Below are 22,143 nucleotides of genomic sequence, written 5' to 3'. Positions count from 1 at the left end.
TCGCGGGACAGAGCAGGGAGAAGGGGGCTCAGAGTGACCGCTGAGGCCAGGGAGGCGGGCGTCAAGGAGGACCCCGCCGCCGACGGCGAGCGACCGCTCGACATCGCGCTTCTCACCTACAAAGGGAACCCGTTCTGCGGCGGCCAGGGCGTCTACGTCCGGCACCTCTCCCGCGAGCTGGCCCGCCTCGGCCACCGGGTGGAGGTCATCGGCTCCCAGCCCTACCCCGTACTGGACGACGAGGACGGGGCCGGGGCCGGGGGTTACGGCGGCCGGCTGAGCCTGACCGAGCTGCCCAGCCTCGACCTCTACCGCCAGCCCGACCCCTTCCGCACCCCGGGCCGCGACGAGTACCGCGACTGGATCGACGCGCTCGAGGTCGCCACCATGTGGACCGGCGGGTTCCCGGAACCCCTCACCTTCTCCCTGCGCGCCCGCCGCCATCTGCGCGCCCGCCGCGGCCGGTTCGACGTCGTACACGACAACCAGACCCTCGGCTACGGCCTGCTGGGCGACATCGGCGCCCCCCTGGTCACCACCATCCACCACCCGATAACGGTGGACCGACAGCTGGAGCTGGACGCCGCGGACGGCTGGCAGCGCCGCTACTCGGTCCGCCGCTGGTACGCCTTCACCCGCATGCAGAAGCGCGTCGCCCGCCGCCTGCCTTCCGTGCTCACCGTCTCCGGCACCTCCCGCCAGGAGATCGTCGACCACCTCGGCGTCCGCGACGACCGCATCCACGTCGTCCACATCGGCGCCGACACCGACCTCTTCTCGCCGAATCCGGCGGTGCCCGTCGTGCCCGGCCGGATCGTCACCACCTCCAGCGCCGACGTGCCGCTCAAGGGCCTGGTCTTCCTCGTCGAGGCGCTCGCCAAGGTACGCACCGAGCAGCCGGACGCCCACCTCGTCGTCGTCGGCAAACGCGCCGAGGACGGACCCGTCGCCCAGGCCATCGAGCGGTACGGCCTCGAAGGCGCCGTCGAGTTCGTGAAGGGCATCTCCGACGCCGAACTGGTCGACCTGGTCCGCTCCGCCGAGGTCGCCTGCGTGCCCTCGCTGTACGAGGGCTTCTCCCTGCCGGCCGCCGAGGCCATGGCCACCGGCACCCCGCTTCTCGCCACCACCGGCGGCGCGATCCCCGAGGTCGCCGGGCCCGACGGGGAGACCTGCCTGGCGGTGCCGCCCGGCGACGCCGGAGCGCTGGCCGCCGGGCTCGGCCGACTGCTCGGCGACCCCGAACTGCGGGCGCGACTCGGCGCGGCCGGGCGCCGGCGGGTGCTCCAGCGGTTCACCTGGGCGCGGGCCGCCGAAGGCACGGTGGCCCGGTACCGCGAGGCCATCGGCCGTTCCGAGGCCGCGAATCCAGGCCGCCCCGCGGCCGCGACAGGCGTCCACTCCGAACACTCCGAAAGCAGGGCCACGTGCTGACCGTCGACTTCTCCCGGTTCCCGCTCGCCCCGGGCGACCGTGTCCTGGACCTCGGCTGCGGGGCCGGCCGGCACGCCTTCGAGTGCTACCGGCGCGGCGCGCAGGTCGTGGCCCTCGACCAGAACGCCGAGGAGATCCGCGAGGTCGCCAAGTGGTTCGCGGCGATGGAGGAGGCGGGCGAGGCCCCCGCGGGAGCGACCGCCACCGCCATGGAGGGCGACGCCCTCGCGCTGCCCTTCCCCGACGAGTCCTTCGACGTCGTCATCATCTCCGAGGTGATGGAGCACATCCCCGACGACAAGGGCGTACTCGCGGAAATGGTGCGGGTGTTGAAGCCCGGCGGCCGGATCGCCATCACCGTCCCGCGCTACGGCCCCGAGAAGGTCTGCTGGGCGCTGTCCGACGCCTACCACGAGGTCGAGGGCGGCCACATCCGCATCTACAAAGCCGACGCTCTGCTGGCGAAGATCCGCGAGGCGGGCCTGAAGCCCTACGGCACCCACCACGCCCACGCCCTGCACTCCCCGTACTGGTGGCTGAAGTGCGCGTTCGGCGTCGACAACGACAAGGCGCTGCCCGTGCGGGCGTACCACAAGCTGCTGGTCTGGGACATCATGAAGAAGCCCCTCGCGACCCGGGTCGCCGAGCAGGCGCTGAACCCGCTCATCGGCAAGAGCTTCGTCGCCTACGCGACCAAGCCGCACCTCCCCCTGCTCCCCGAGACCTCCGAGGTGGCCGCCAAGTGACGACCCCCCGGACAGAACACCTCGTCCTGCCCGGGGTCCTCACCGCCGAGCAGGCCGCCCAGACCGTACGCGGCATCCTCGCCGCGCAGCGCGAGGACGGCGCGATCCCGTGGTTCCGGGGACACCACCTCGACCCCTGGGACCACACCGAGGCGGCCATGGCCCTGGACGCGGCCGGCGAACACGAGGCCGCCGAGCGGGCGTACACCTGGCTGGCCCGGCACCAGAACGAGGACGGCTCCTGGTACGCGGCGTACGCGGACGGGGCACACGACGACGTCACGGACCGCGCCCGGGAGACGAACTTCGTCGCGTACATAGCCGTAGGCGTCTGGCACCACTACCTCTCCACCGGCGACGACACCTTCCTCGACCGCATGTGGCCCTGCGTGTACGCGGCGATGGAATGGGTGCTGCGCTCGCAGCAGCCCGGCGGACAGATCGGCTGGCGGCGCGACGACGACGGCACCGGCACGGCGGACGCGCTGCTGACCGGCAGCTCCTCCATCCACCACGCGCTGCGGTGCGCCCTCGCCATCGCCGACCAGCGCGAAGAACCCCAACCCGACTGGGAGTTGGCCGTCGGCGCGCTGCGCCACGCGATCCGCCGGCACCCGGAGCGCTTCCTGAACAAGGACCGCTACTCGATGGACTGGTACTACCCGGTCCTCGGCGGCGCCCTGACCGGCGCGGAGGCGAAGGAACGCATCGAGGCCGACTGGGACCGCTTCGTCGTCCCCGGCCTCGGCGTCCGCTGCGTCGTCCCCAACCCCTGGGTGACGGGCGGCGAGTCCGCCGAACTCGCCCTGGCGCTCTGGGCGATGGGCGAGTCCGACCGCGCGCTGGACATCCTCCAGTCCATCCAGCACCTGCGCGACGCGGAGACCGGCCTGTACTGGACCGGCTACGTCTTCGACGACGACGCCGTCTGGCCCCGCGAACTCACCACCTGGACGGCAGGCTCCCTGCTCCTGGCAGTCGCCGCCCTCGGCGGCCACGAGGCCACCTGCGCGGTCTTCGGCGGCGAACACCTGCCACCGGGGCTGGACCCGGACTGCTGCGCCTAGCCGTCCGGCGGTTCGACGGGCACGTGCCCAGGCCCAGGCTCAGGCCCTGCCGAGGGTGCTTCGTCTTCCGGGGTGCCCCCCGGCCCCGGGTCACGCGACCGGGGAATCCGGGGCGTGTGGCCGGACCGCGGCCGGCCGGGCCGGAGCCTGTGCCGCGGCGGGGCACGGAGGCTGTGGGGGCCCTTTCGGCCGCCCGGAGCCCCATGGTCGTCCGCGTACCCCCGGAGGGCTCAGTGACGGTGGATGCGGTTGGCCAGGGCGTGGCCGATGAAGAGGTAGACCACGGCGGCCAGGCCGTAGCCGAAGACGACGCGGGCCCAGGCCCTGTCGAAGGTGAACAGGTCGCGCGACCAGCCGGCGAGCCAGTTGGCGGCGTTGTGGATGAACTGGACCAGGTCGTTGGCCCGGTTCGCGTCCAGCAGGTACATCAGGATCCACAGTCCGAGGATCACGGCCATGATGTCCGCGACCACCGCGACGACTGTCCCAGCGGAGTTGGAACCACTGCGATATCGAGACATACTCTCCGTCTGGCCCCGCAAGCCCGATTGAAACCGCTGAACCGCTGAGGGGCTGAAACCGCCTAGGAGTTCAACTCCGCCAGCACCCGCAGCGAATGCGGATCCGGCGACAGCGCCAGCAGGTCCGTCACCGGGCCCTTGCGCCACGACTGAAGCCGCTCCGCGATGCGTTCGCGCGGGCCGACCAGGGAGATCTCGTCGGCGAAGGCGTCCGGGACCGCCTGGACGGCCTCCTCGCGGCGGCCGGAGAGGAACAGCTCCTGGATGCGGCGGGCCTCCTCCTCGTACCCCATGCGCGCCATCAGGTCGGCGTGGAAGTTGCGGGCCGCGTGGCCCATGCCGCCGATGTAGAAGCCGAGCATGATCTTCACCGGGAGCAGGCCCTCGGCCACGTCGTCGCAGACCCGCACCTGGGCCATGGGGGCGACGAGGAAGCCCTCGCGGAGGCCGGTGAGGGAAGGTCCGTAGACCTCGGGGCGGGTGGGGGCCCAGTACAGCGGCAGCCAGCCGTCCGCGATACGCGTCGTCTGGGCGACGTTCTTCGGGCCCTCCGCGCCCAGCAGGACGGGCAGGTCGGGGCGCAGGGGGTGGGTGATGGGCTTGAGGGCCTTGCCGAGGCCCGTGCCGTCCGCGCCCCGGTAGGGGTGGGAGTGGAACCGCCCGGCCACCTCCACCGGCGCCTCCCGCCGCAGCACCTGCCGTACCACGTCCACGTACTCCCGCGTCGCGGTCAGCGGCGAGGCCGGGAACGGACGCCCGTACCAGCCCTCCACGACCTGCGGCCCCGACAGCCCGAGCCCCAGCATGACGCGCCCACCCGAGAGGTGGTCCAGGGTGAGCGCGTGCATCGCGGTGGTGGTCGGCGAGCGGGCCGCCATCTGGGCGACCGCCGTGCCCAGCATGATCCTCGATGTCCGCGCGGCGATCCAGGTCAGCGGCGTGAAGGCGTCCGAGCCCCAGGACTCCGCCGTCCACACGGAGTGGTAGCCGAGGCGCTCGGCCTCCTGGGCGAGGGACAGGTGGTCGGGGGAGGGGCCGCGGCCCCAGTACCCGAGCGCGAGACCGAGCCGCATCCCTACCTCCTGACGGTACGTCAGATTCAGTGGGTGACTGTACGGCAACGGCCCCCCGCCCGGAAGGGTGAGGGGCCGTACACGACGGTCGCGGGCGGCGTCAGCCGCGCTGGATCCCGGAGGTGTCCTGGAGCACACCCCGGCGGCCGTCCTGGGTCTGCGCGACCAGGTGGGCGCCGCGCTGCTCGACCGCCAGGTACCAGGTACCCGGCGCCAGTTCGGCGATCGGCGCCTGCGAGCCGTCCTCCGCGAACAGCGGACGCGGCACCGGCACGGCGAACCAGAACGGCGAGAAGTCCCCGGTCGGCTGCGGCTGGGCCGACGGCTGCGCGCCCGGCTGCGGCTGCGCGGCCGGCTGGGGCTGCGCACCCGGCTGCTGCCCGAAGGGCTGACCCGGCTGCGGCTGAGCACCGTAGGGCTGCTGCGGGGCGCCCGGGTAGCCGTAACCGCCGGGCGGCTGGGCACCGTAGGGCTGCGGGGCGGCGGGCTTCGGGGCCGGGATCAGAGCGGCCTGGAGGGCGGGGACCAGGGGGGTGGCGATGGCGGCGCCGGCCAGGACGAGGGCGGCGATGAAGCCGAGGATGAGGCCCGCGCCGGCATCGACACCGTCGGGCACGTCAACCAGGGACCAGAAGAGGATCCAGGCGGACAGGATCGAGAAGCCCGTGCCGACCGTGCCGAGGTCCAGACCGGCCACCTTGCGCTGCTGAGGCAGGCAGCGGTTGAGGACGATCAGGGCGGCACCGATGACGGCCCCCATGTAGATGCCGAGGCCCGTTCCGAGCTCGATCCCCCACGCGGTCTCGGTCTTCGTGTAGCCCGCGTAGGAGTAGGAGTAATAGGCAAGGAACGACGCGATGAAGAGCAACACCGCTGCTCCGATCACCACGCCGTCGCCTCGAGTGAGGGAGCGGATATTCACTTCAGGTCCTTTGCAGGTCGTCTCGTCGTCGGCAGAGGCGTCGCGGGGGTGGCCCCTGATCGGACGAACACTATCGTTCGAATGATCAGGCCGTGCGTCGGGACCGACCGCCGATCACTACCCGCGCAGGAAACTCACGATTCCCTCAGAGATTCCCTGCGCCGCCTTCTGCCGCCAGGCGCCGCTGGTGAGCAGTGCCGCGTCCTTGCTATCGCGCATGTTGCCGCACTCGATGAACACCTTGGGAACCGTTGACAGATTGAGACCGCCCAGGTCCTTACGCGTGACGAGACCGGTGCCGTCGCCGATGTAGTTGGAGGGCGGCTCACCGGTGACCCGCAGGAAGTTGCCCGCGATCCGCTCGCCCAGGGACTTGGAGGGGGCGGCGATGGGGCGGGTGTCGGCGGCGCCCGCGTGGACGGCCGCCGGAAGGATGACGTGGAAGCCGCGGTTGCCCTCGGCCGAGCCGTCGGCGTGGATGGAAACGGCCGCGTCCGCGTGCGCGTTGTTGCCGATCCGGGCGCGTTCGTCCACGCACGGCCCCCAGGGCGGGGAGTCGCCGTCGTGGGTGAACTTCACCGTGGCGCCCTGCTGTTCGAGGATGGCGCGCAGCCGGTGGGCGACGTCGAGCGTGAAACGGGCCTCCGTGTAACCGGAGTTGGTGGACGTGCCCGTGGTGTCGCACTCCTTGGAGTTCGTGCCGATGTCCACCTGGCGGTTGATCTCGGCCGTGTGCCGGAAGTTGCCCGGGTTGTGGCCGGGGTCGATGACGACGACCTTGCCCTTGAGCGGGCCGGAGGCGGCGGGCGCGGAGGCCGAGGGCGTACCGGACGCCTTGGCCGAGGCCGTCGGGCTCACCTTGCCGTCGTCCGTGACGGAACCCGACGGCGAGGCGGAGAGCGGGCGCGAGACTGACGCCGAGCTGGAGGCGGGGCCGGCCGCCTGGCCGGAGCCACCGGGGGCGCCCACCGCCTCGTACACCAGCCAGCCCAGCAGGGCGCCGGGCACCAGTGCGGCAAGCGCGACGGTCAGCGGGCCGCGCCGGGACCGGCGGGGCTGCGGGGGATCGAAGTCCGGGCCTACGTACGACACGTCTGCCACCCTAGCGGCCGTTCCCGGTGCCCACATGCCGCAAGTGGGCCGGGCGGGTGGCGCCGAGGGGCGTCGGGGGGCGCCAAGGGGCGCCGTGACGGCGGAAGCCGGTCAGAGGCCGCGGTCAGAGGTCGCTGACGACGAGCCACACGGCGACCGCCAGCACCACCAGGTACACACCGATGCCGACGACCTTGCCGAGCCGCTTCCGTCCCGCGTCCTCCAGCACCCGGCCGATGATGCCGACGAGCGGCGCCCCGAAGACGATCAGGGCGAGGCCGGTCAGGTATCTCACCGTGCGGCCCGAGCCCGCGTCCGCCGCAGCACGCGCAGCGAACCCGTCACCGAGACCTCCGTGAACTCCCCCGACTCCAGGGCCCGGAGGTAGACGCGGTAGGGGGCCTGCCCGGTGAACTCGTCCGCCGGGTCGGGGAACACGTCGTGGATGACGAGGAGGCCGCCTTCGGCCACCTGGGGGGCCCAGCCCTCGTAGTCGGCGCCCGCGTGCTCGTCGGTGTGGCCGCCGTCGACGAAGACCAGGCCGAGCGGGGAGTTCCAGAACGCGGCGATCTGCGGGGAGCGGCCGACCAGCGCCACCACGTGCTCCTCCAGGCCCGCCTTGTGCAGGGTCCTGCGGAACGTGGGCAGCGTGTCCATCAGGCCGACCTCGGGGTCGACCGTCTCCGGGTCGTGGTACTCCCAGCCCGGCTGCTGCTCCTCGCTGCCCCGGTGGTGGTCGACGGTGAGCGCGGTGACCCCGGCCTGCCGGGCCGCGTCCGCGAGCAGGATCGTCGAGCGTCCGCAGTACGTCCCGACCTCCAGGAGCGGCAGCCCCAGCCGGCCCGCCTCCACGGCCGCCGCGTACAGCGCCAGCCCCTCGTCCACGGGCATGAACCCCTTCGCCGCCTCGAACGCGGCCAGGATCTCGGGCTTGGGTGCCGCGGGCATGGGGTCCCTCTCGGTCGTACGTGTGTGTGGGCGCCCCATCGTGCCGCACCCCCTGCCGCCGGAGCGACAGGGGGTGTGGGAGCGCCCCGAAGGGGCGCGGGGAACTGCGCGACCAGCCACGACGATGCTGCAGACGCCAGACGGCACCGCGCGGCACTCCGCGGAGCGCTACGCGTTGACCGCCTCGCCCGGCAGTGCCAGGTCCAGCTCGACCGGCCGCTCGTCACCCGCGTGGGTCGCGGACGAGGCGTGCGGGCCGTGGCCGGTGGCCTTCGCGGCCAGGACGTAGGCGCCCTGGGCGGGGACCGTGAGGGCGTAGCTGCCGTCGTCCTGGGAGAGGGTGGCGCCCGCCTGGCGGCCCCGCTGGTCGATCAGGGTGACCTTGGCGCGGGCGACCGGGGTGCCGTCGGCGTCCAGGACCCGGCCGCGGAAGCCCCGCAGGACCTCCAGGACCTGCTCGGCGCGCTCCAGGTTCGCCTCCTCCTCGCTGCTGGCGCGCAGCTGCGGTGCGCGGTTCGGCTTGGGCAGGAACAGGGCCATCAGCAGGCCGATCGCCACCGCGCCGGTCGCGATCAGGAAGGAGACCCGGAAGCCGTGCATGGTGGGGATCGCGACGCCACCGACGTGGTTCGCGGTGTTGGCGAGCACCATGCCGATGACGGCGCTGGAGACGGATGTGCCGATGGAGCGCATCAGCGTGTTGAGGCCGTTGGCCGCGCCGGTCTCCGAGGCCGGGACCGCGCCGACGATCAGCGCGGGCAGGGAGGAGTAGGCCAGGCCGATGCCGGCGCCCAGGATCACCGCGATGACCAGGCTCTGCCAGGGGGCGCTCATCAGGCCGAGGCCGGCGCCGTAGCCGATCGCGATGATCAGCATGCCGAGGATCAGGGTGACCTTGGGGCCGTACTTCGCGGACAGCCGGGCGTAGACGGGCGCGGTGAACATCATCGTCAGGCCGAGCGGCGCGACGAGCAGGCCCGCGACGACCATCGACTGGCCGAGGCCGTAGCCGGTGGCCTTGGGCAGCTGGAGCAGCTGGGGCAGGACCAGGGAGACGACGTAGAACGAGACGCCGACCATGATCGAGGCGAGGTTGGTGAAGAGCACGGCGGGCCGGGCCGTGGTGCGCAGGTCCACCAGCGGGGCCTGGACCCGCAGTTCCATCACGCCCCACAGGACGAGCACGACCGCGGCGGCGGCGAACAGGCCGAGCGTGGTGCCCGAGGTCCAGCCCCAGTCGCTGCCCTTGGTAATCGGCAGCAGGAAGAGGACGAGGCCGGTGGACAGGCCGAGTGCGCCCAGCAGGTCGAAGGAGCCCTCGGCGCGCATCGGGGACTCCGGTACGACGAGGAGGGTGAGGGCGATGGAGAGCACGCCGAGGCCGGCGGCGCCGTAGAACAGTGCGTGCCAGTTCGTGTGCTGGGCGACGAGGGCCGCGGCGGGCAGTGCGAGGCCGCCGCCGACGCCGATCGAGGAGCTCATCAGGGCCATCGCCGAGCCGAGCTTCTCGTGGGGCAGCATGTCGCGCATCAGGCCGATGCCGAGCGGGATGGCGCCCATCGCGAAGCCCTGGAGCGTACGGCCGACGATCATGGTGAGCAGCTGGCTGGTGAGGGCGCTGATCAGGGCGCCGACCACCATGACGGCGAGGCTGAGGATCAGCATGCGCCGCTTGCCGTACAGGTCGCCGAGCCGGCCCATGATCGGGGTGGCCACGGCGCCCGACAGGAGAGTAGAGGTCAGGACCCAGGTGGCGTTGCTGGGCGCGGTGTCCAGCAGCTGCGGCAGGTCCTTGATGACCGGGACGAGCAGGGTCTGCATCACCGCGACCACGATGCCCGCGAAGGCGAGCACCGGGACCACTGCGCCGCTCGCTCTCCGGGTGGGCCGGTCGGTCGTCGTGTGCGTCATGGGGTGAGGCCTCCAGTGAGATAAGTGCTGGGAGAACCCCGTATGCACAGGCAACTATTCCGTTGCTTCGAGCCTCTAACGATTTCTTGACCTTTTCATGGGTATCTGACGCGCTGTCGGGTCATGGCGGCGCGGCTCGTACGGTCGGGCGGGGATCAGGACCGTCGAGGGAGCAGCCGTCACAGCCACCCCTGCTGCCGGGCCTCCCGTACCGCCTCCGCCCGGTTGCGGGTGCCCGTCTTGCCGATCGCGGAGGACAGGTAGTTGCGCACCGTGGACTCGGACAGGTGCAGCTTCGCGGCGATGTCGGCGACGGTCGCCCCGTCCACCGACGCCTTCAGCACGTCGCACTCGCGGGCCGTCAGCGGATTCGGCCCGGCGCTGAGCGCCGCCGCGGCCAGCACCGGGTCGACCACGGTCTCCCCGGTGAGGACGCGACGGATCGCCGCGGCCAGTTCCTCCACCGGCCCGTCCTTGACCAGGAAACCGGACGCCCCCGCCTCCATGGCCCGGCGCAGATAGCCGGGCCGGCCGAAGGTCGTCAGTATCAGCACCCGGCAGTCGGGTACCTGCTCGCGCAGCTCCGCCGCCGCGTCCAGGCCGCTGCGCACCGGCAGTTCGATGTCCAGCAGGGCCACGTCCGGCCGGTGCCGCAACGCCGCGTCCACGATCGCGTCGCCCGTCGCGACCTGCGCGACGACCTCCATGTCCGCCTCCATGCCGAGCAGTAAGGCGAGGGCTCCGCGCATCATGCCCTGGTCCTCGGCGAGCAGGAGCCTGATGTTCTTCACGACCCAAGCGTAGCCAACACGTCGGCAATCAAAGACTCTTCCTTGTTCGGTCCGCAGGGTTGACGGCCCCCGGTGACGCGCAAACAATCGCCTCTGCATTTCCGGTAATTGTTCGGCATTACGGCGCTGAATAGGTCCGGTATTTCGATCGAACGGCGTCCGATATTTCGACCAATCCCCCCCGCACTGCCCTACGAGGAACCGAAGAGGTGCACCGTGGATCCGAGACTCCCGCGCAGACAGCCGCACCGCAGTCCCCGGCGGCCCAGAAGCGCCGCGCTCTCCCTGCTCGCGGCGTTCGCCACCGTCGCCGCGCTGCTGCTCGGCGTCGGCGCCCCGCAGGCCGCCGCCGCGAGTTCGCTGCCCTGTGACGTGTACGCCGCAGCCGGCACCCCGTGCGTCGCCGCGCACAGCCTCGTGCGGGCGCTGTACTCGTCGTACAGCGGCTCGCTCTACCAGGTGCAGCGCGCCTCGGACTCGGCGACCTCGAACATCGGCCTGCTGACGGCCGGCGGGTACGCCAACGCGGCCGCGCAGGACAGCTTCTGCTCCGGCACGACCTGCATCATCACCAAGATCTACGACCAGTCCTCACGCCACAACGACCTCACCGTCGAGGGCGCGGGCGGGGCGGGCGCGGCCGATGTCGGGGCACCCGCGGACGCGCTGCCGGTGACCGTCGGCGGCCACCAGGTCTACGGCCTGGAGATATCGGCCGGCATGGGCTACCGGGACAACTCCACTTCGGGCGTCGCCGTGAACGGGCAGGCCGAGGGGATGTACATGGTGACCTCCGGTACCCACGTCAACGGGGCCTGCTGCTTCGACTACGGCAACGCCGAGACGAACAACAAGGACACCGGGAACGGCCACATGGACGCGATCAACTTCGGCACCGAGTGCTGGTTCTCGCCGTGCTACGGCCAGGGTCCCTGGGTGCAGGCCGACCTGGAGAACGGGCTGTTCCAGTCGGACGCCGGGTACAGCAAGAACACGTCCAACACCGGTACCGGACCGCTGCCGTTCGTGACCGCGCTGCTGAAGAACAACGGGCAGAACCATTTCGCGCTGAAATACGGCAATGCGCAATCAGGCGGACTCACCACCACGTATTCCGGGGGCGAGCCGACCACGAGCGGCTACTCGCCCATGCACCAGGAGGGCGCCATCGTCCTGGGCACCGGCGGTGACAACAGCAACGGCTCCATCGGCTCCTTCTTCGAGGGCGTGATGACCTCCGGCATCCCGACGGACGCCGCCGACGACGCCGTGCAGGCCGACATCGTCTCCGTCGGCTACGGCGGCGCGACCGGCAGCACCGGTTCCCTGACGCCCGGCTCGGAGATATCGCTGCGCGCGACGACCGCCTGCTGCACGACCGACTACATCCGCCACCAGAACGACGCGGCGGTCATCTCCTCGGTGACGTCGAGCGGTTCCTCCCTCGACAAGAGCGACGCGACCTGGATCGTGCGCCGCGGACTCGCCAGTAGCTCCTGTGTGTCCTTCGAGTCGCGCAACTACCCGGGCGACTTCCTGAGGCACTACAACTACAAGCTGTACCGGCAGCCCATGGACGGCACCGCCCAGTTCAGATCCGACGCGACCTTCTGTCCGCAGACGGGCAAGAGCGGCACGGGCACCTCGTTCGCCTCGTACAACTACCCGACCAGGTATCTGCGGCACTACAACCTCAACGTCTACATTGCGAGCGACGGCGGCTCCAACGCCTGGGACAGCACCACGTCCTGGAGCGACGACGTGAGCTGGGCGGTCAGCTCGCCCTGGGCGCCGTAGCCGCCCCGGCGGCAGCCAGTTCCGCCGGCTCCACCGGGAGTTCGGCGGTGACCGCGAAGCCGCTTCGCGGCGACGGACCGGCCCTGAGGGAGCCGCCCGCCGCCGCGAGGCGCTCGGTCAGCCCCTTCAGACCGGTGCCGCCGATGCCCTCCGCGGGGCGGGTGACGGCCTTGCCGCTGCCGTTGTCGGTGACGGTGAGCCTGGCCTGCTCGGTGCCGCTCTCGACGGTGATCTCGCAGCGGGTGGCGTCACTGTGCCGGACGACGTTGGTGACCGCCTCGCGCACCACCCAGGCGAGCAGCGCCTCGGTCTGCGGGGCGAGCGGGGTGCCGGACTGGCGGACGACCGGCTCGATGCTCGCGGCGGACAGCGCCGAGCGGGCCCGGGTCAGCTCGGTGGCGAGACTGCCCTCGCGGTAGCCGGTCACCGCCTCGCGGATCTCGGTCAGCGCCTGGCGGCCAACGGACTCGATGTCGCCGATCTGCGCCAGCGCGGCGCTCATGTCGCGCGGGGCCAGCCGGCGGGCCGCCTCCGACTTCACCACGATCACCGACAGGGTGTGGCCGAGCAGGTCGTGCAGGTCGCGGGAGAAGCGCAGCCGCTCCTTCTCCACCGCCTGCCGGGCCAGTTCCTCGCGGGCGGCGCGCAGATCCCGTACGGCCTCGGAGAGGGAGAGGATCGCGGCGGTCACCATCGTGGACAGGAACGTGCCGTAGGCGATGGTCACCGCGTCCTCCCCGTCGCGGAACCCGGAGACGGTACCCGCGAAGGTGGCGAGCAGGATCCCCGCCCTGCCGAGCCACGGGCCGCGCACGGTCGCGCCCGTCGCCAGGCCCAGCAGCGGGAAGAACATCAGCCAGTTGCCGCCGTAGCCGATGGCCAGACCTGTGGTCACCAGTGCCATCAGCAGCAGCGCCACCCGGGTGGAGGTCTCCTCGCGCTTCTCCTTGTGGAAGGCGCGGAAGGTCACGTAGACGTACAGCGAGTTGAAGGTCAGCAGGCCCAGGCCGCCGATCCACGGGTTGGGGGTCTTGCCCTGGAGGAGGTTGGAGAAGGAGCCCAAGCCCATGAGCAGCCAGGGCATCAGGGCGAATCCGGTGGGCGGCGGGCCCGGGTGCTCGGGAACCTGCCCGTTCTTGCGGGCGGCCCTCTGCTGGGCCTTGAAGCGCTCCATGTCCTTCTTCCACTGCGCCCGCGCGACCTGCCAGCCCTCCACCTGGCTGAAGGCCTGCCGCCACCACGCCCCGATCCTGCCGCTCATCCCAGATCCCCCGATCAGATGTTCCCCATGGTCGTACGACAGCACAGACTACGAGCCGGTCCGGGTGTGTCGGCAGATGCACATGTACGCACCCTGGCAGTACAAATGTCACCGCCCGCCCGCAGCTGACGACACGTCAGGAGCCTTCACAACTCCGGAGCCCTGGGCTATACAGAGGGCGCCGGACTGGAACGCGTTCTAGGTCGGCCCGTGACGACCTCGGTGCGGCCGACGGTGCGGACGGCCGTGCCGGGGTCTTGAAGCCGCCAGTGTGAAGCCGCCAGTCGAAGCGCCAGTGTCAGGAGCCGTATGCCCATCGACGCAGCCAAGGCCCTCGCCGCCGAGCCCCGGTCCGGTGAGATCTCGTGGGACCGCAGGGACGTCCAGCTCTACCACCTGGGCCTCGGCGCCGGAGTCCCCGCCACCGACCCCGACGAACTGCGCTACACCCTGGAGTCCCGGCTGCACGTCCTGCCGAGCTTCGCCACCGTCGCGGGCAACGGATCACCCGGCGTCATCAGCGGCCTGTCCATGCCGGGCGTCGAGGTCGACCTCGCCCGCGTCCTGCACGGCGGCCAGTCGCTCACCCTGCACCGCCCCATCCCGGTCGAGGGCAGCGCCACGGCCACCGGCCGTATCGCCGCCGTGTACGACAAGGGCAAGGCGGCCGTCCTCGTCATGCGCACCGAGGTCGCGGACGCCGACGGCCCGCTGTGGACCAACGACGCCCAGATCTTCGTACGCGGGGAAGGCGGCTGGGGCGGCGACCGCGGGCCCTCCGCCCGTCTGGAACCGCCGGCCGGCGAGCCCACGAGGACCGTCGAGAGGCCCGTCCGCGAGGACCAGGCCCTGCTCTACCGCCTCTCCGGCGACTGGAACCCGCTGCACGCCGACCCCGAGTTCGCCAAACTCGCCGGGTTCGACCGGCCCATCCTGCACGGGCTGTGCACGTACGGCATGACGCTGAAGGCCGTCGTCGACACCCTGCTCGGCGGTGACGTCACCCGCGTCCGCGCCTACAGCACCCGCTTCGCCGGGGTCGTGTACCCGGGCGAGACCCTGCGCATCCGCATGTGGCGGCAGGAGGGGGCCGTGCGGGTCGCCGTGAGCGCGGTGGAGCGGGGCGACGCGCCCGTCCTCGCGGACACCGTCGTCGAACACTCCTGAGCCACCCAGCCTTGATGAGGGGAGCCGCACCATGCGCGCAGCCGTACTGCACGAGATCGGCCAGGACAAGCTCGAGGTCCTCGACAACGTCGAGGCGGTGGGCTTCGGCCCCGGACGGGTGAGGATACGGGTGAGGGCCACCGGGCTGTGCCACTCGGACCTGTCCGCGATGAGCGGGGTGCTGCCGCAGCCGGCGCCCTTCGTGCCCGGCCACGAGGGCGCGGGCGAGATCCTCGAAGTCGGGGAGGGCGTGCGCGGCCTGAAGCCCGGGGACCGGGTGGTGGTCTGCTGGCTGCCCGCCTGCGGCGCGTGTCCCGCCTGCAAGCGCGGACAGACCGAGCTGTGCCTGGCCGGGTTCATGAACGCGGGCACCCCCAACTTCAAGCGGCCCGGCGGGGACGTCTTCGGCTTCGCGGGCACCGGCACCTTCGCCGAGGAGGTCGTCGTCGACGCGGGCTGCGCCGTGCCCGTCCCGGACGACGTGCCCTTCGACATCGCCGCCCTCATCGGCTGCGGAGTGACGACCGGACTGGGCGCCGCGCTCAACACCGCCGATGTGGAGGCCGGTTCGTCGGTCGCCGTCATCGGCTGCGGAGGTGTCGGCATCTCCGCGATCCAGGGGGCCCGGCTGAAGGGCGCCGCCGAGATCGTCGCCGTCGACCCGGTGGCCTCGCGCCGCGAGTCGGCACTGGAGTTCGGCGCGACACGGGCCGTCTCCCCGGAGGAACTGCCCGACGCCAAGCAGCAGGTGACCGGCGGCGAGGGCTTCGACTACGTCTTCGAGGTCGTCGGCAGGTCCGCCACCGCCCGCACCGCCTACGAGAACACCCGGCGCGGCGGAACCCTCGTCGTCGTCGGCGCGGGCGCCATGGACGACTTCCTCCAGCTCAACATGTTCGAGCTGTTCTTCGACGAGAAGCGGATCCTGCCGTCGATGTACGGCGGCGGGGACGTGCTGACCTCCTACGAGCGGACCATCGCGCTGTGGCGGGCGGGCCGTATCGACCTGGCGGGGCTGATCACCCACCGGGTGCCGCTGGCCGACGTCAACGAGGCGCTGGACCAGATGCGTACCGGGACCGCCCTGCGTACGTGCATCGAGATCTGAGGACTGACGCGGATGTCACTGCCACTCGAGGGGCTGTCCGCCGTCGTCACGGGCGCCGGCCGGGGACTGGGCCGGACCGAGGCACTGGAACTCGCCCGGCTCGGCGCGGCCGTCGTCGTCAACGACTACGGCCGGCCGGGCCGGGACGGCTCCGGCGAGGCATCGGCCGGGCCCGCGGAGGAGGTCGCCGCCGAGATCCGCGCGGCGGGCGGCCGGGCCCTGGCCCACACCGGCGACGTCGCCGACCTCCAGCAGGCGCGGGCCCTGGTCCGCCTGGCCGTCGAGGAGTTCGGCAAGCTCGACATCCTGGTCAACAACGCGGGCATCCTGCGCGACCGCATGGTCTTCTCCATGACGGAGGACGAGTGGGACTCGGTGATCCGGGTCCACCTCAAAGGCCACTTCAACACCACCCACCTCGCCGCCGCGCACTGGCGGGAGCGGTCCAAGGCGGCCGGGGGACCGGTGTACGGGCGGATCGTGAACACCTCCTCGGAGGCGTTCCTGGCCGGTTCGGCGGGGCAGCCCAACTACGCGGCGGCGAAGGGCGGCATCGTGGGCCTCACCACGTCCACCGCCCTCGCCCTCGCCAAGTACGGCGTGACGGCCAACGCCATCTGCCCACGCGCCCGGACCCGGATGACCGAGGACGTCTTCGCCGGGCTCGCCGCCCCCGAGGAGGGCCTCGACCCGCTCGCCCCCGAGCATGTCGCACCGCTCGTCGGCTACCTGGCCTCGCCCGCCGCCGCCCGGGTCAACGGGCAGTTGCTCGTGGTGCACGGCGGCATGGTGGCGATCGTCGAACGGCCGCGCGTGCAGGCACAGTTCGACAGCAAGCAGGAGGCCTTCACCTACGACGAACTCGACGCGCTGCTCACCCCGCACTACGCGCGGCGCCCGGCGGGGGAGACGTTCGCGGCGGCGGAGGTGCTGGCACTCAAGCGGGGCTGAGCACGCCGAGCACGCCGAAGGGGGCCGCCCGTCGGTGACGGACGACCCCCTTACGGCGTACTGCTTACCGCGTACTGCTTACGGTGTACTGTCAGGCAACCGCCTCGGTCTCCTCGACCGGCTTGCGGTGACGGCCGCGCGGGGCCGTCTCACTGTCCTGGCCCGAAACCGGCCCCCGGTGCTTGCCGTGGCCCGTGGTCTCTTGGGAGTCGGCGGACAGCGTCTGAGTGGTGCTGGCGTCGCTCATCGGAAGAATTCACCCCGTCAACATGATCTTTCGTACAGCCGGGCGAGTCTAACCGGCACACCTCGGGTCGAATCCAGGCGGGCACGCCGACCGGCACTAGTTCGTTACAACACGTCCCAACGGCGCTTGCTGGAGCGGCACCGGACGGGCCACAACCGGCTGCTCGGGCTCCGTTTCCGCCTGTTCCGGAGCCGGTCCCCGCGCCGCTCCCGGCCCCGGAACCGGAGTCGCACCCCGCGCCGTTCCCCCTCCCCGCGCCGGCCCCGGAACCGGCCCCGGAATCGCAGGCGCCTGCGGAACCGTGACCGCGAAGGCTCTCGGCGGCGCCGCCAGCCCCGCCACGCCGCACGGCACGTCCCGGGTGACGTACGGCAGCCGCAGCACCCCCTCGGCCGTCCACAGCCCGGCCCCCGCCAGCCAGCCCTCGGGCGCCGGGAGATGGTGCACCTGCCGTTCCGCGGGCCGCCACACGCCGACCCAGCCGCCCAGCGGCCCATCGATCCGCAGCGCCACCGCGCAGGTCTCCGGCGTCAGCACCTGCCCCGGCTGGATCGAGAACGGTGTCACCGCGCAGCCGGGCACCCGCAGGCAGTCGGGGAAGCGCACGGGCAGCGAGCTGCCCAGGACGCCCCAGCCCAACCGTTCCTGCCCGGGCGAGGGCGCGTCCGAGGAGATCAGCAGCAGCCCGCTGTCGGGGTCGGCGAGCCGCAGCCGGTCGTCGCTGTCGGCGGCGATCTGAAGCAGCGGCGACACCTCGCCGCCCCGCTCCAGATCCACCACGACCGCCTTGGTCCGGCCGCCGATCTCCCGGTCCACGGCGAGCAGCCGCCCGGTACGGTCCAGCCAGGCACCGCCCGAGCAGCGCCCCGGGACCTCGGCGAGCTGCTCGGGCCCGAAGGCGCCGCCCGCCACCAGCCACACCGCCGTCGTGTACCGGCCCACCGCGAGGGCGTAGGCCCGCTCGCCGCCCGGCGCCGGGGGCAGCAACCCCACCCGGGCGTCCTCCTCCGGGCACTCCACCGCGCCGAGCGGCAGTTCACCGGTGCCCGGACCGGTCGGGTACAGCAGCGAGAAGACGTGCCGCCGCTCCACCAGCCGGTGGATGAGGACCCGCCCGTCACCCATCGGCTGCACCTCGGTACCGGGCTCCTCCGGCTGGTTCCCGGGCAGCGGCACGGCGTACGGCTCGGGCCCGCCCAGTGTCCAGCGCTCCGGGAACCAGCAGCCCCCGGCCGACGCGAGGCGGGCGGCGTAGCCGCCGTCCACGGTGATGGCGCAGTCCGTCCGGGGCGCCCCGTCGTCCTCCCGGGTCGCCGACGATTCGATCGCACAGGCTGTCATCGTTCGGTCACCTCCAGTGACGAAGCTAGGTTTCATACGCACGGACGGGGGAGCGCCGGGCGGCCGCTTCACACGTACGGGTGGCCGCGCGGTGGTTCCTCTGAGGAAACGGGGGCGACTGTGCTGAAGGGGGCCGGTGGGGCGGAGTCGGTACACCCGCGCGGAACAGGCAGGTAGCCTTTTCCCCGTGCCCCGTCTGTCTGAAGTCATCGCCGCGCTGGAGAACCTGTGGCCCGCCGAGCGGGCCGAGTCCTGGGACGCGGTCGGCACGGTCGTGGGCGACCCCGACCAGGAGGTCACCCGGGTCCTGTTCGCCGTCGACCCCGTCCAGGAGATCGTCGAGGAGGCCGTGAAGCTCGGCGCCGACCTGCTGGTCACCCACCACCCGCTCTATCTGCGCGGTACGACCACGGTCGCGGCCTCGACCTTCAAGGGCCGGGTCGTGCACACCCTCATCAAGAACGACGTGGCGCTGCACGTCGCCCACACCAACGCCGACACGGCCGACCCGGGCGTCAGCGACGCGCTGGCCGGAGCGCTGGACCTGCGGGTCGTACGACCCCTCGTGCCGGACCCGACCGACCCGGAGGGCCGCCGGGGCCTGGGGCGGGTCTGCGAACTGGACCACCCGGTGACCGTGCGCGAGTTCGCCGCCCGCGCCGCCGAACGGCTGCCCGCCACCGCGCAGGGCATCCGGGTGGCCGGCGACCCCGAGGCGGTCCTGCACACGGTCGCCGTCAGCGGCGGCTCCGGCGACAGCCTCTTCGACCAGGTCCGGGCGGCCGGCGTGGACGCCTTCCTCACCGCGGACCTGCGCCACCACCCGGCCTCCGAGGCGATCGCACACGCTCCGCTCGCGCTGCTCGACGCGGCGCACTGGGCCACCGAATGGCCCTGGTGCGAGCTGGCCGCCGCCCAGCTCGACGAAATCTCCGACCGTCACGGCTGGGACCTGCGCGTCCACGTCTCGAAGACGGTCACCGACCCCTGGACCGCCCACGCGGCGTCCATCACGACCTCTAGCACCATGGGAGCCCCCAACTGAACGCCGCGCCCGCCGACCAGATCCGACTCCTCGACGTCCAGGACCTCGACGTCCGTCTCCAGCAGCTGGCGCACAAGCGGAAGTCGCTGCCCGAGCACGCCGAGATCGAGTCGCTGACCAAGGACCTCACGCAGCTGCGCGACCTGCTGGTGGCCGCGCAGACCGAGGAGAGCGACACCGCCCGCGAGCAGACCAAGGCCGAGCAGGACGTGGACCAGGTGCGCCAGCGTGCCGCCCGGGACCAGCAGCGCCTGGACTCCGGCGCGGTCACCAGCCCCAAGGACCTGGAGAACCTCCAGCGGGAGATCGTCTCCCTCGCCAAGCGGCAGGGTGACCTGGAGGACGTCGTCCTGGAGGTCATGGAGCGCCGTGAGTCCGTGCAGGAGCGGGTGGCCGAGCTGACCGGGCGGGTGGCCTCCGTCCAGGCGAAGATCGACGACGCGACCGGGCGCCGGGACTCCGCCTTCGAGGAGATCGACGGCGAGGCGGCCACGGTCACCAAGGAGCGCGAGGTCATCGCGGGCACGGTCCCCGCGGACCTGCTCAAGCTGTACGACAAGCTGCGCGAGCAGCAGGGCGGGATCGGCGCGGCCAAGCTGTACCAGCGCACCTGCCAGGGCTGCCGCCAGGAGCTGGCGATCACCGAGCTGAGCGAGATCCGCTCGGCGGCGCCCGACACGGTGGTGCGCTGCGAGAACTGCCGCCGCATCCTGGTGCGCACGTCCGAGTCCGGCCTCTAGGAGCCAGTGCGGTGCGGGAGTTCATCGTCGAGGCCGACGGCGGGTCGCGGGGCAACCCCGGACCGGCCGGTTACGGCGCCGTGGTCAGCGACGCGGCGACGGGGGAGACCCTGGGCGAGGCGGCGGAGTACCTCGGCGTCGTCACCAACAACGTGGCCGAGTACCGGGGCCTCCTGGCCGGCCTTCGCGCCGCACACGCGCTCGACCCGGCCGCGCGGGTCCACGTCCGCATGGACTCCAAGCTCGTCGTCGAGCAGATGTCGGGCCGCTGGAAGATCAAGCACCCCGACATGAAGCCCCTGGCGGCTCAGGCGGCCCGCGTCTTCCCGGCCGGCCAGGTCACCTACGAGTGGATCCCCCGCGAGCGCAACAAGCACGCGGACCGCCTGGCCAACGAGGCGATGGACGCGGGCGCCAAGGGCGAGCAGTGGTCCCCGTCCGCCTCCCGCGCGGCACTCGACACCCCGCCCGCGCTGCCGGAGCCGTCGGGCCCGCCCGGGGACGCGGCGGCGGGCGCGGCTAAGGCGCGCGCGGCTCTGACGACGGGCCGGGGCACCGGCTCCACCTCGGCGGAGGGCGGTGCCGAGGCCGACGCCACTGACGCCGCCGACGCTACCGAGGCCGCCGACGCCGCCGACGTCCGTGCGGCCCGTACCGTGGCCACCCCCGCCCCCTCCACCCCCGGTTGGAGCGCGGGCCCCGATCTCGGTGCCCCCGCCACCTTCGTGCTCCTGCGCCACGGCGAGACCCCGCTCACCCCGCAGAAGCGTTTCTCGGGCAGCGGCGGTACCGACCCCGCCCTGTCCGACGTCGGCCGCGAGCAGGCGCGGCGGGTCGCCACCGCGCTGGCCAGGCGCGGCACGATCCAGGCCGTCGTGGCCTCCCCCCTCGCCCGCACCCGCGAGACCGCGGGCATCGTCGCCGCCCGGCTCGGACTGGAGGTGACGATCGACGACGGGCTGCGGGAGACGGACTTCGGCGCCTGGGAGGGCCTCACCTTCGGCGAGGTGCGGGAGCGCTACCCGGACGACCTGAACACCTGGCTCGCCGACCCGGCCGCCGAACCCACCGGCGGCGGCGAGAGCTTCGCGGCCACCGCCGCCCGGATCGCGGTCACCCGCGACAAACTGGTCGCGGCGTACGCGGGCCGTACGGTCCTGCTGGTCACGCACGTCACCCCGATCAAGACCTTCGTACGCCTCGCCCTCGGCGCCCCGCCCGAGTCACTGTTCCGCATGGAGCTGTCGGCGGCCTCACTGTCGGCGGTGGCGTACTACGCGGACGGCAACGCGAGCGTACGGCTGTTCAACGACACGTCCCACCTGCGTTCCTGAGCCCGAGTCCGGCGGCGGTCCGCGCCAGCGCCTCGACCCGGGCCCAGTCCCGGGCGGCGACGGCGTCCGCCGGGACCATCCAACTCCCGCCCACACAGGCGACGTTGGGCAGGGACAGATACTCGTGGGCGTTGTCAGGGCCGATGCCGCCCGTCGGGCAGAAGCGCGCCTGCGGCAACGGACCTGCCAGTGACCGCAGATACGCCGTACCGCCCGCAGCCTGCGCCGGGAAGAACTTCATCTCCCGCACCCCGCGTTCGAGCAGTGCCACCACCTCCGAGGCGGTCGACACCCCCGGCAGGAACGGCACCCCGGACTCCCGCATCGCCCCCAGCAGTACGTCCGTCCAGCCGGGGCTGACCAGGAACCGCGCCCCCGCGGCCGCGCACTCGGCCACCTGACCGGGCGTCAGCACCGTGCCCGCCCCGACCACCGCGTCCGGCACCGCCCCGGAGATCGCCCGGATCGCCTCCGGTGCGGCAGGCGTCCGCAGCGTCACCTCGATCGCGGACAGCCCCCCGGCCACCAGCGCCCGTGCCAGCGGTACGGCGTCGGCGGCGTCGGAGAGGACCACCACGGGCACGACGGGCGCGGGCGCGAGATCCAGTACGGAGGCAGCCGGGGACGAGGGCAGCGGCGAGGTCATG

General features: G+C 72.3%; 22 protein-coding genes. 10 read left to right on the top strand and 12 right to left on the bottom strand.

Annotation, left to right across the window (positions count from 1 at the left end; translation table 11 throughout):
• The first annotated feature begins 33 nt into the window (after positions 1-33).
• The 3 genes from ACFY01_RS10380 to ACFY01_RS10370 are packed head-to-tail and all read left to right on the top strand — an operon-like array spanning position 34 to position 3,247.
• Complete coding sequence (locus ACFY01_RS10380) at positions 34-1,434, top strand: glycosyltransferase family 4 protein (protein ID WP_390735258.1); 1,401 nt, start codon at positions 34-36, stop codon at positions 1,432-1,434.
• Positions 1,428-2,180, top strand: coding sequence for a class I SAM-dependent methyltransferase (locus ACFY01_RS10375; protein ID WP_390735257.1), 753 nt, complete (start codon positions 1,428-1,430; stop codon positions 2,178-2,180). The genes ACFY01_RS10380 and ACFY01_RS10375 overlap by 7 nt, the downstream gene beginning before the upstream one ends.
• The gene (locus ACFY01_RS10370; RefSeq protein WP_390735256.1) at positions 2,177-3,247 is read left to right on the top strand and encodes a prenyltransferase/squalene oxidase repeat-containing protein; all 1,071 of its coding nucleotides are present in this window, start codon (positions 2,177-2,179) and stop codon (positions 3,245-3,247) included. The genes ACFY01_RS10375 and ACFY01_RS10370 overlap by 4 nt, the downstream gene beginning before the upstream one ends.
• A 230-nt stretch (positions 3,248-3,477) precedes the next feature.
• Here ACFY01_RS10370 and ACFY01_RS10365 read toward each other — a convergent pair whose 3' ends face one another.
• From ACFY01_RS10365 to ACFY01_RS10330, 8 genes are all read right to left on the bottom strand, one after another.
• Entirely contained in the window at positions 3,478-3,768 is a 291-nt protein-coding gene (locus tag ACFY01_RS10365) for a hypothetical protein (RefSeq protein ID WP_361437862.1), read from the bottom strand.
• Between the two features lie 62 nt (positions 3,769-3,830).
• Positions 3,831-4,841, bottom strand: coding sequence for an LLM class F420-dependent oxidoreductase (locus tag ACFY01_RS10360; protein WP_390735255.1), 1,011 nt, complete (start codon positions 4,839-4,841; stop codon positions 3,831-3,833).
• Positions 4,842-4,941: 100 nt separating this feature from the next.
• Positions 4,942-5,763, bottom strand: a complete 822-nt coding sequence (locus ACFY01_RS10355) for a hypothetical protein (protein WP_390735254.1) — start codon at positions 5,761-5,763, stop codon at positions 4,942-4,944.
• 117 nt (positions 5,764-5,880) lie between these two features.
• Entirely contained in the window at positions 5,881-6,855 is a 975-nt protein-coding gene (locus ACFY01_RS10350) for an N-acetylmuramoyl-L-alanine amidase (protein ID WP_390735253.1), read from the bottom strand.
• A 124-nt stretch (positions 6,856-6,979) separates the two neighbouring features.
• Positions 6,980-7,150, bottom strand: a complete 171-nt coding sequence (locus ACFY01_RS10345) for a hypothetical protein (protein ID WP_390735252.1) — start codon at positions 7,148-7,150, stop codon at positions 6,980-6,982.
• Entirely contained in the window at positions 7,147-7,803 is a 657-nt protein-coding gene (locus tag ACFY01_RS10340) for a class I SAM-dependent methyltransferase (protein WP_390735251.1), read from the bottom strand. The genes ACFY01_RS10345 and ACFY01_RS10340 overlap by 4 nt, the downstream gene beginning before the upstream one ends.
• 168 nt (positions 7,804-7,971) lie before the next feature.
• On the bottom strand, positions 7,972-9,714 hold the full coding sequence (locus tag ACFY01_RS10335; protein WP_390735250.1) for an MFS transporter: 1,743 nt from the start codon (positions 9,712-9,714) through the stop codon (positions 7,972-7,974).
• A 179-nt stretch (positions 9,715-9,893) separates the two neighbouring features.
• A complete protein-coding gene (locus tag ACFY01_RS10330; RefSeq protein WP_390735249.1) occupies positions 9,894-10,505 on the bottom strand; it encodes a response regulator in 612 nt (203 codons plus the stop codon).
• A 216-nt stretch (positions 10,506-10,721) separates the two neighbouring features.
• On the opposite strand from ACFY01_RS10330, the gene ACFY01_RS10325 reads away from it, so the two are divergent.
• Positions 10,722-12,302 carry an alpha-L-arabinofuranosidase B gene (locus tag ACFY01_RS10325; RefSeq protein ID WP_390735248.1) on the top strand — a complete coding sequence of 527 codons (1,581 nt, stop codon included), beginning with the start codon at positions 10,722-10,724 and terminating at the stop codon, positions 12,300-12,302.
• Here ACFY01_RS10325 and ACFY01_RS10320 read toward each other — a convergent pair.
• Positions 12,280-13,563 (bottom strand): sensor histidine kinase, encoded by a 1,284-nt coding sequence (locus ACFY01_RS10320; protein WP_390735247.1) that lies wholly within the window; start codon positions 13,561-13,563, stop codon positions 12,280-12,282. The genes ACFY01_RS10325 and ACFY01_RS10320 overlap by 23 nt on opposite strands.
• A 309-nt stretch (positions 13,564-13,872) precedes the next feature.
• Between ACFY01_RS10320 and ACFY01_RS10315 the strand changes: the two genes are divergently transcribed.
• Genes ACFY01_RS10315 through ACFY01_RS10305 form a run of 3 tightly spaced genes read left to right on the top strand, consistent with a single transcriptional unit; the run spans position 13,873 to position 16,789 of the window.
• Positions 13,873-14,730 carry a MaoC/PaaZ C-terminal domain-containing protein gene (locus ACFY01_RS10315; RefSeq protein ID WP_390735246.1) on the top strand — a complete coding sequence of 286 codons (858 nt, stop codon included), beginning with the start codon at positions 13,873-13,875 and terminating at the stop codon, positions 14,728-14,730.
• 31 nt (positions 14,731-14,761) lie between these two features.
• On the top strand, positions 14,762-15,838 hold the full coding sequence (locus tag ACFY01_RS10310) for a Zn-dependent alcohol dehydrogenase (RefSeq protein WP_390735245.1): 1,077 nt from the start codon (positions 14,762-14,764) through the stop codon (positions 15,836-15,838).
• Between the two features lie 12 nt (positions 15,839-15,850).
• The gene (locus tag ACFY01_RS10305; protein WP_390735244.1) at positions 15,851-16,789 is read left to right on the top strand and encodes a 3-oxoacyl-ACP reductase; all 939 of its coding nucleotides are present in this window, start codon (positions 15,851-15,853) and stop codon (positions 16,787-16,789) included.
• Between the two features lie 91 nt (positions 16,790-16,880).
• On the opposite strand, the gene ACFY01_RS10300 is transcribed toward ACFY01_RS10305, so the two are convergent.
• Together ACFY01_RS10300 and ACFY01_RS10295 are read right to left on the bottom strand one after the other, a co-directional pair.
• Complete coding sequence (locus ACFY01_RS10300; RefSeq protein WP_390735243.1) at positions 16,881-17,036, bottom strand: hypothetical protein; 156 nt, start codon at positions 17,034-17,036, stop codon at positions 16,881-16,883.
• Between the two features lie 96 nt (positions 17,037-17,132).
• The gene (locus tag ACFY01_RS10295; protein ID WP_390735242.1) at positions 17,133-18,377 is read right to left on the bottom strand and encodes a hypothetical protein; all 1,245 of its coding nucleotides are present in this window, start codon (positions 18,375-18,377) and stop codon (positions 17,133-17,135) included.
• A 187-nt stretch (positions 18,378-18,564) separates the two neighbouring features.
• On the opposite strand from ACFY01_RS10295, the gene ACFY01_RS10290 reads away from it, so the two are divergent.
• Genes ACFY01_RS10290 through ACFY01_RS10280 form a run of 3 tightly spaced genes read left to right on the top strand, consistent with a single transcriptional unit; the run spans position 18,565 to position 21,496 of the window.
• Positions 18,565-19,422 carry a Nif3-like dinuclear metal center hexameric protein gene (locus ACFY01_RS10290; RefSeq protein WP_390735241.1) on the top strand — a complete coding sequence of 286 codons (858 nt, stop codon included), beginning with the start codon at positions 18,565-18,567 and terminating at the stop codon, positions 19,420-19,422.
• Positions 19,419-20,162, top strand: coding sequence for a zinc ribbon domain-containing protein (locus ACFY01_RS10285; protein ID WP_390735285.1), 744 nt, complete (start codon positions 19,419-19,421; stop codon positions 20,160-20,162). Before ACFY01_RS10290 ends, ACFY01_RS10285 begins: the two co-directional genes overlap by 4 nt.
• Positions 20,163-20,173: 11 nt before the next feature.
• Positions 20,174-21,496 carry a bifunctional RNase H/acid phosphatase gene (locus tag ACFY01_RS10280; protein WP_390735240.1) on the top strand — a complete coding sequence of 441 codons (1,323 nt, stop codon included), beginning with the start codon at positions 20,174-20,176 and terminating at the stop codon, positions 21,494-21,496.
• On the opposite strand, the gene eda is transcribed toward ACFY01_RS10280, so the two are convergent.
• Positions 21,468-22,142 carry a bifunctional 4-hydroxy-2-oxoglutarate aldolase/2-dehydro-3-deoxy-phosphogluconate aldolase gene (eda, locus tag ACFY01_RS10275; RefSeq protein WP_390735239.1) on the bottom strand — a complete coding sequence of 225 codons (675 nt, stop codon included), beginning with the start codon at positions 22,140-22,142 and terminating at the stop codon, positions 21,468-21,470. The genes ACFY01_RS10280 and eda overlap by 29 nt on opposite strands.
• Between the last annotated feature and the right edge of the window lies 1 nt (position 22,143).

Origin of the sequence: Streptomyces sp. NPDC001480, assembly GCF_042894725.1 — a bacterium.
In the GTDB taxonomy this organism is placed as follows: Bacteria; Actinomycetota; Actinomycetes; order Streptomycetales; family Streptomycetaceae; genus Streptomyces.
This window is presented reverse-complemented; position numbering and strand designations above follow the sequence as displayed.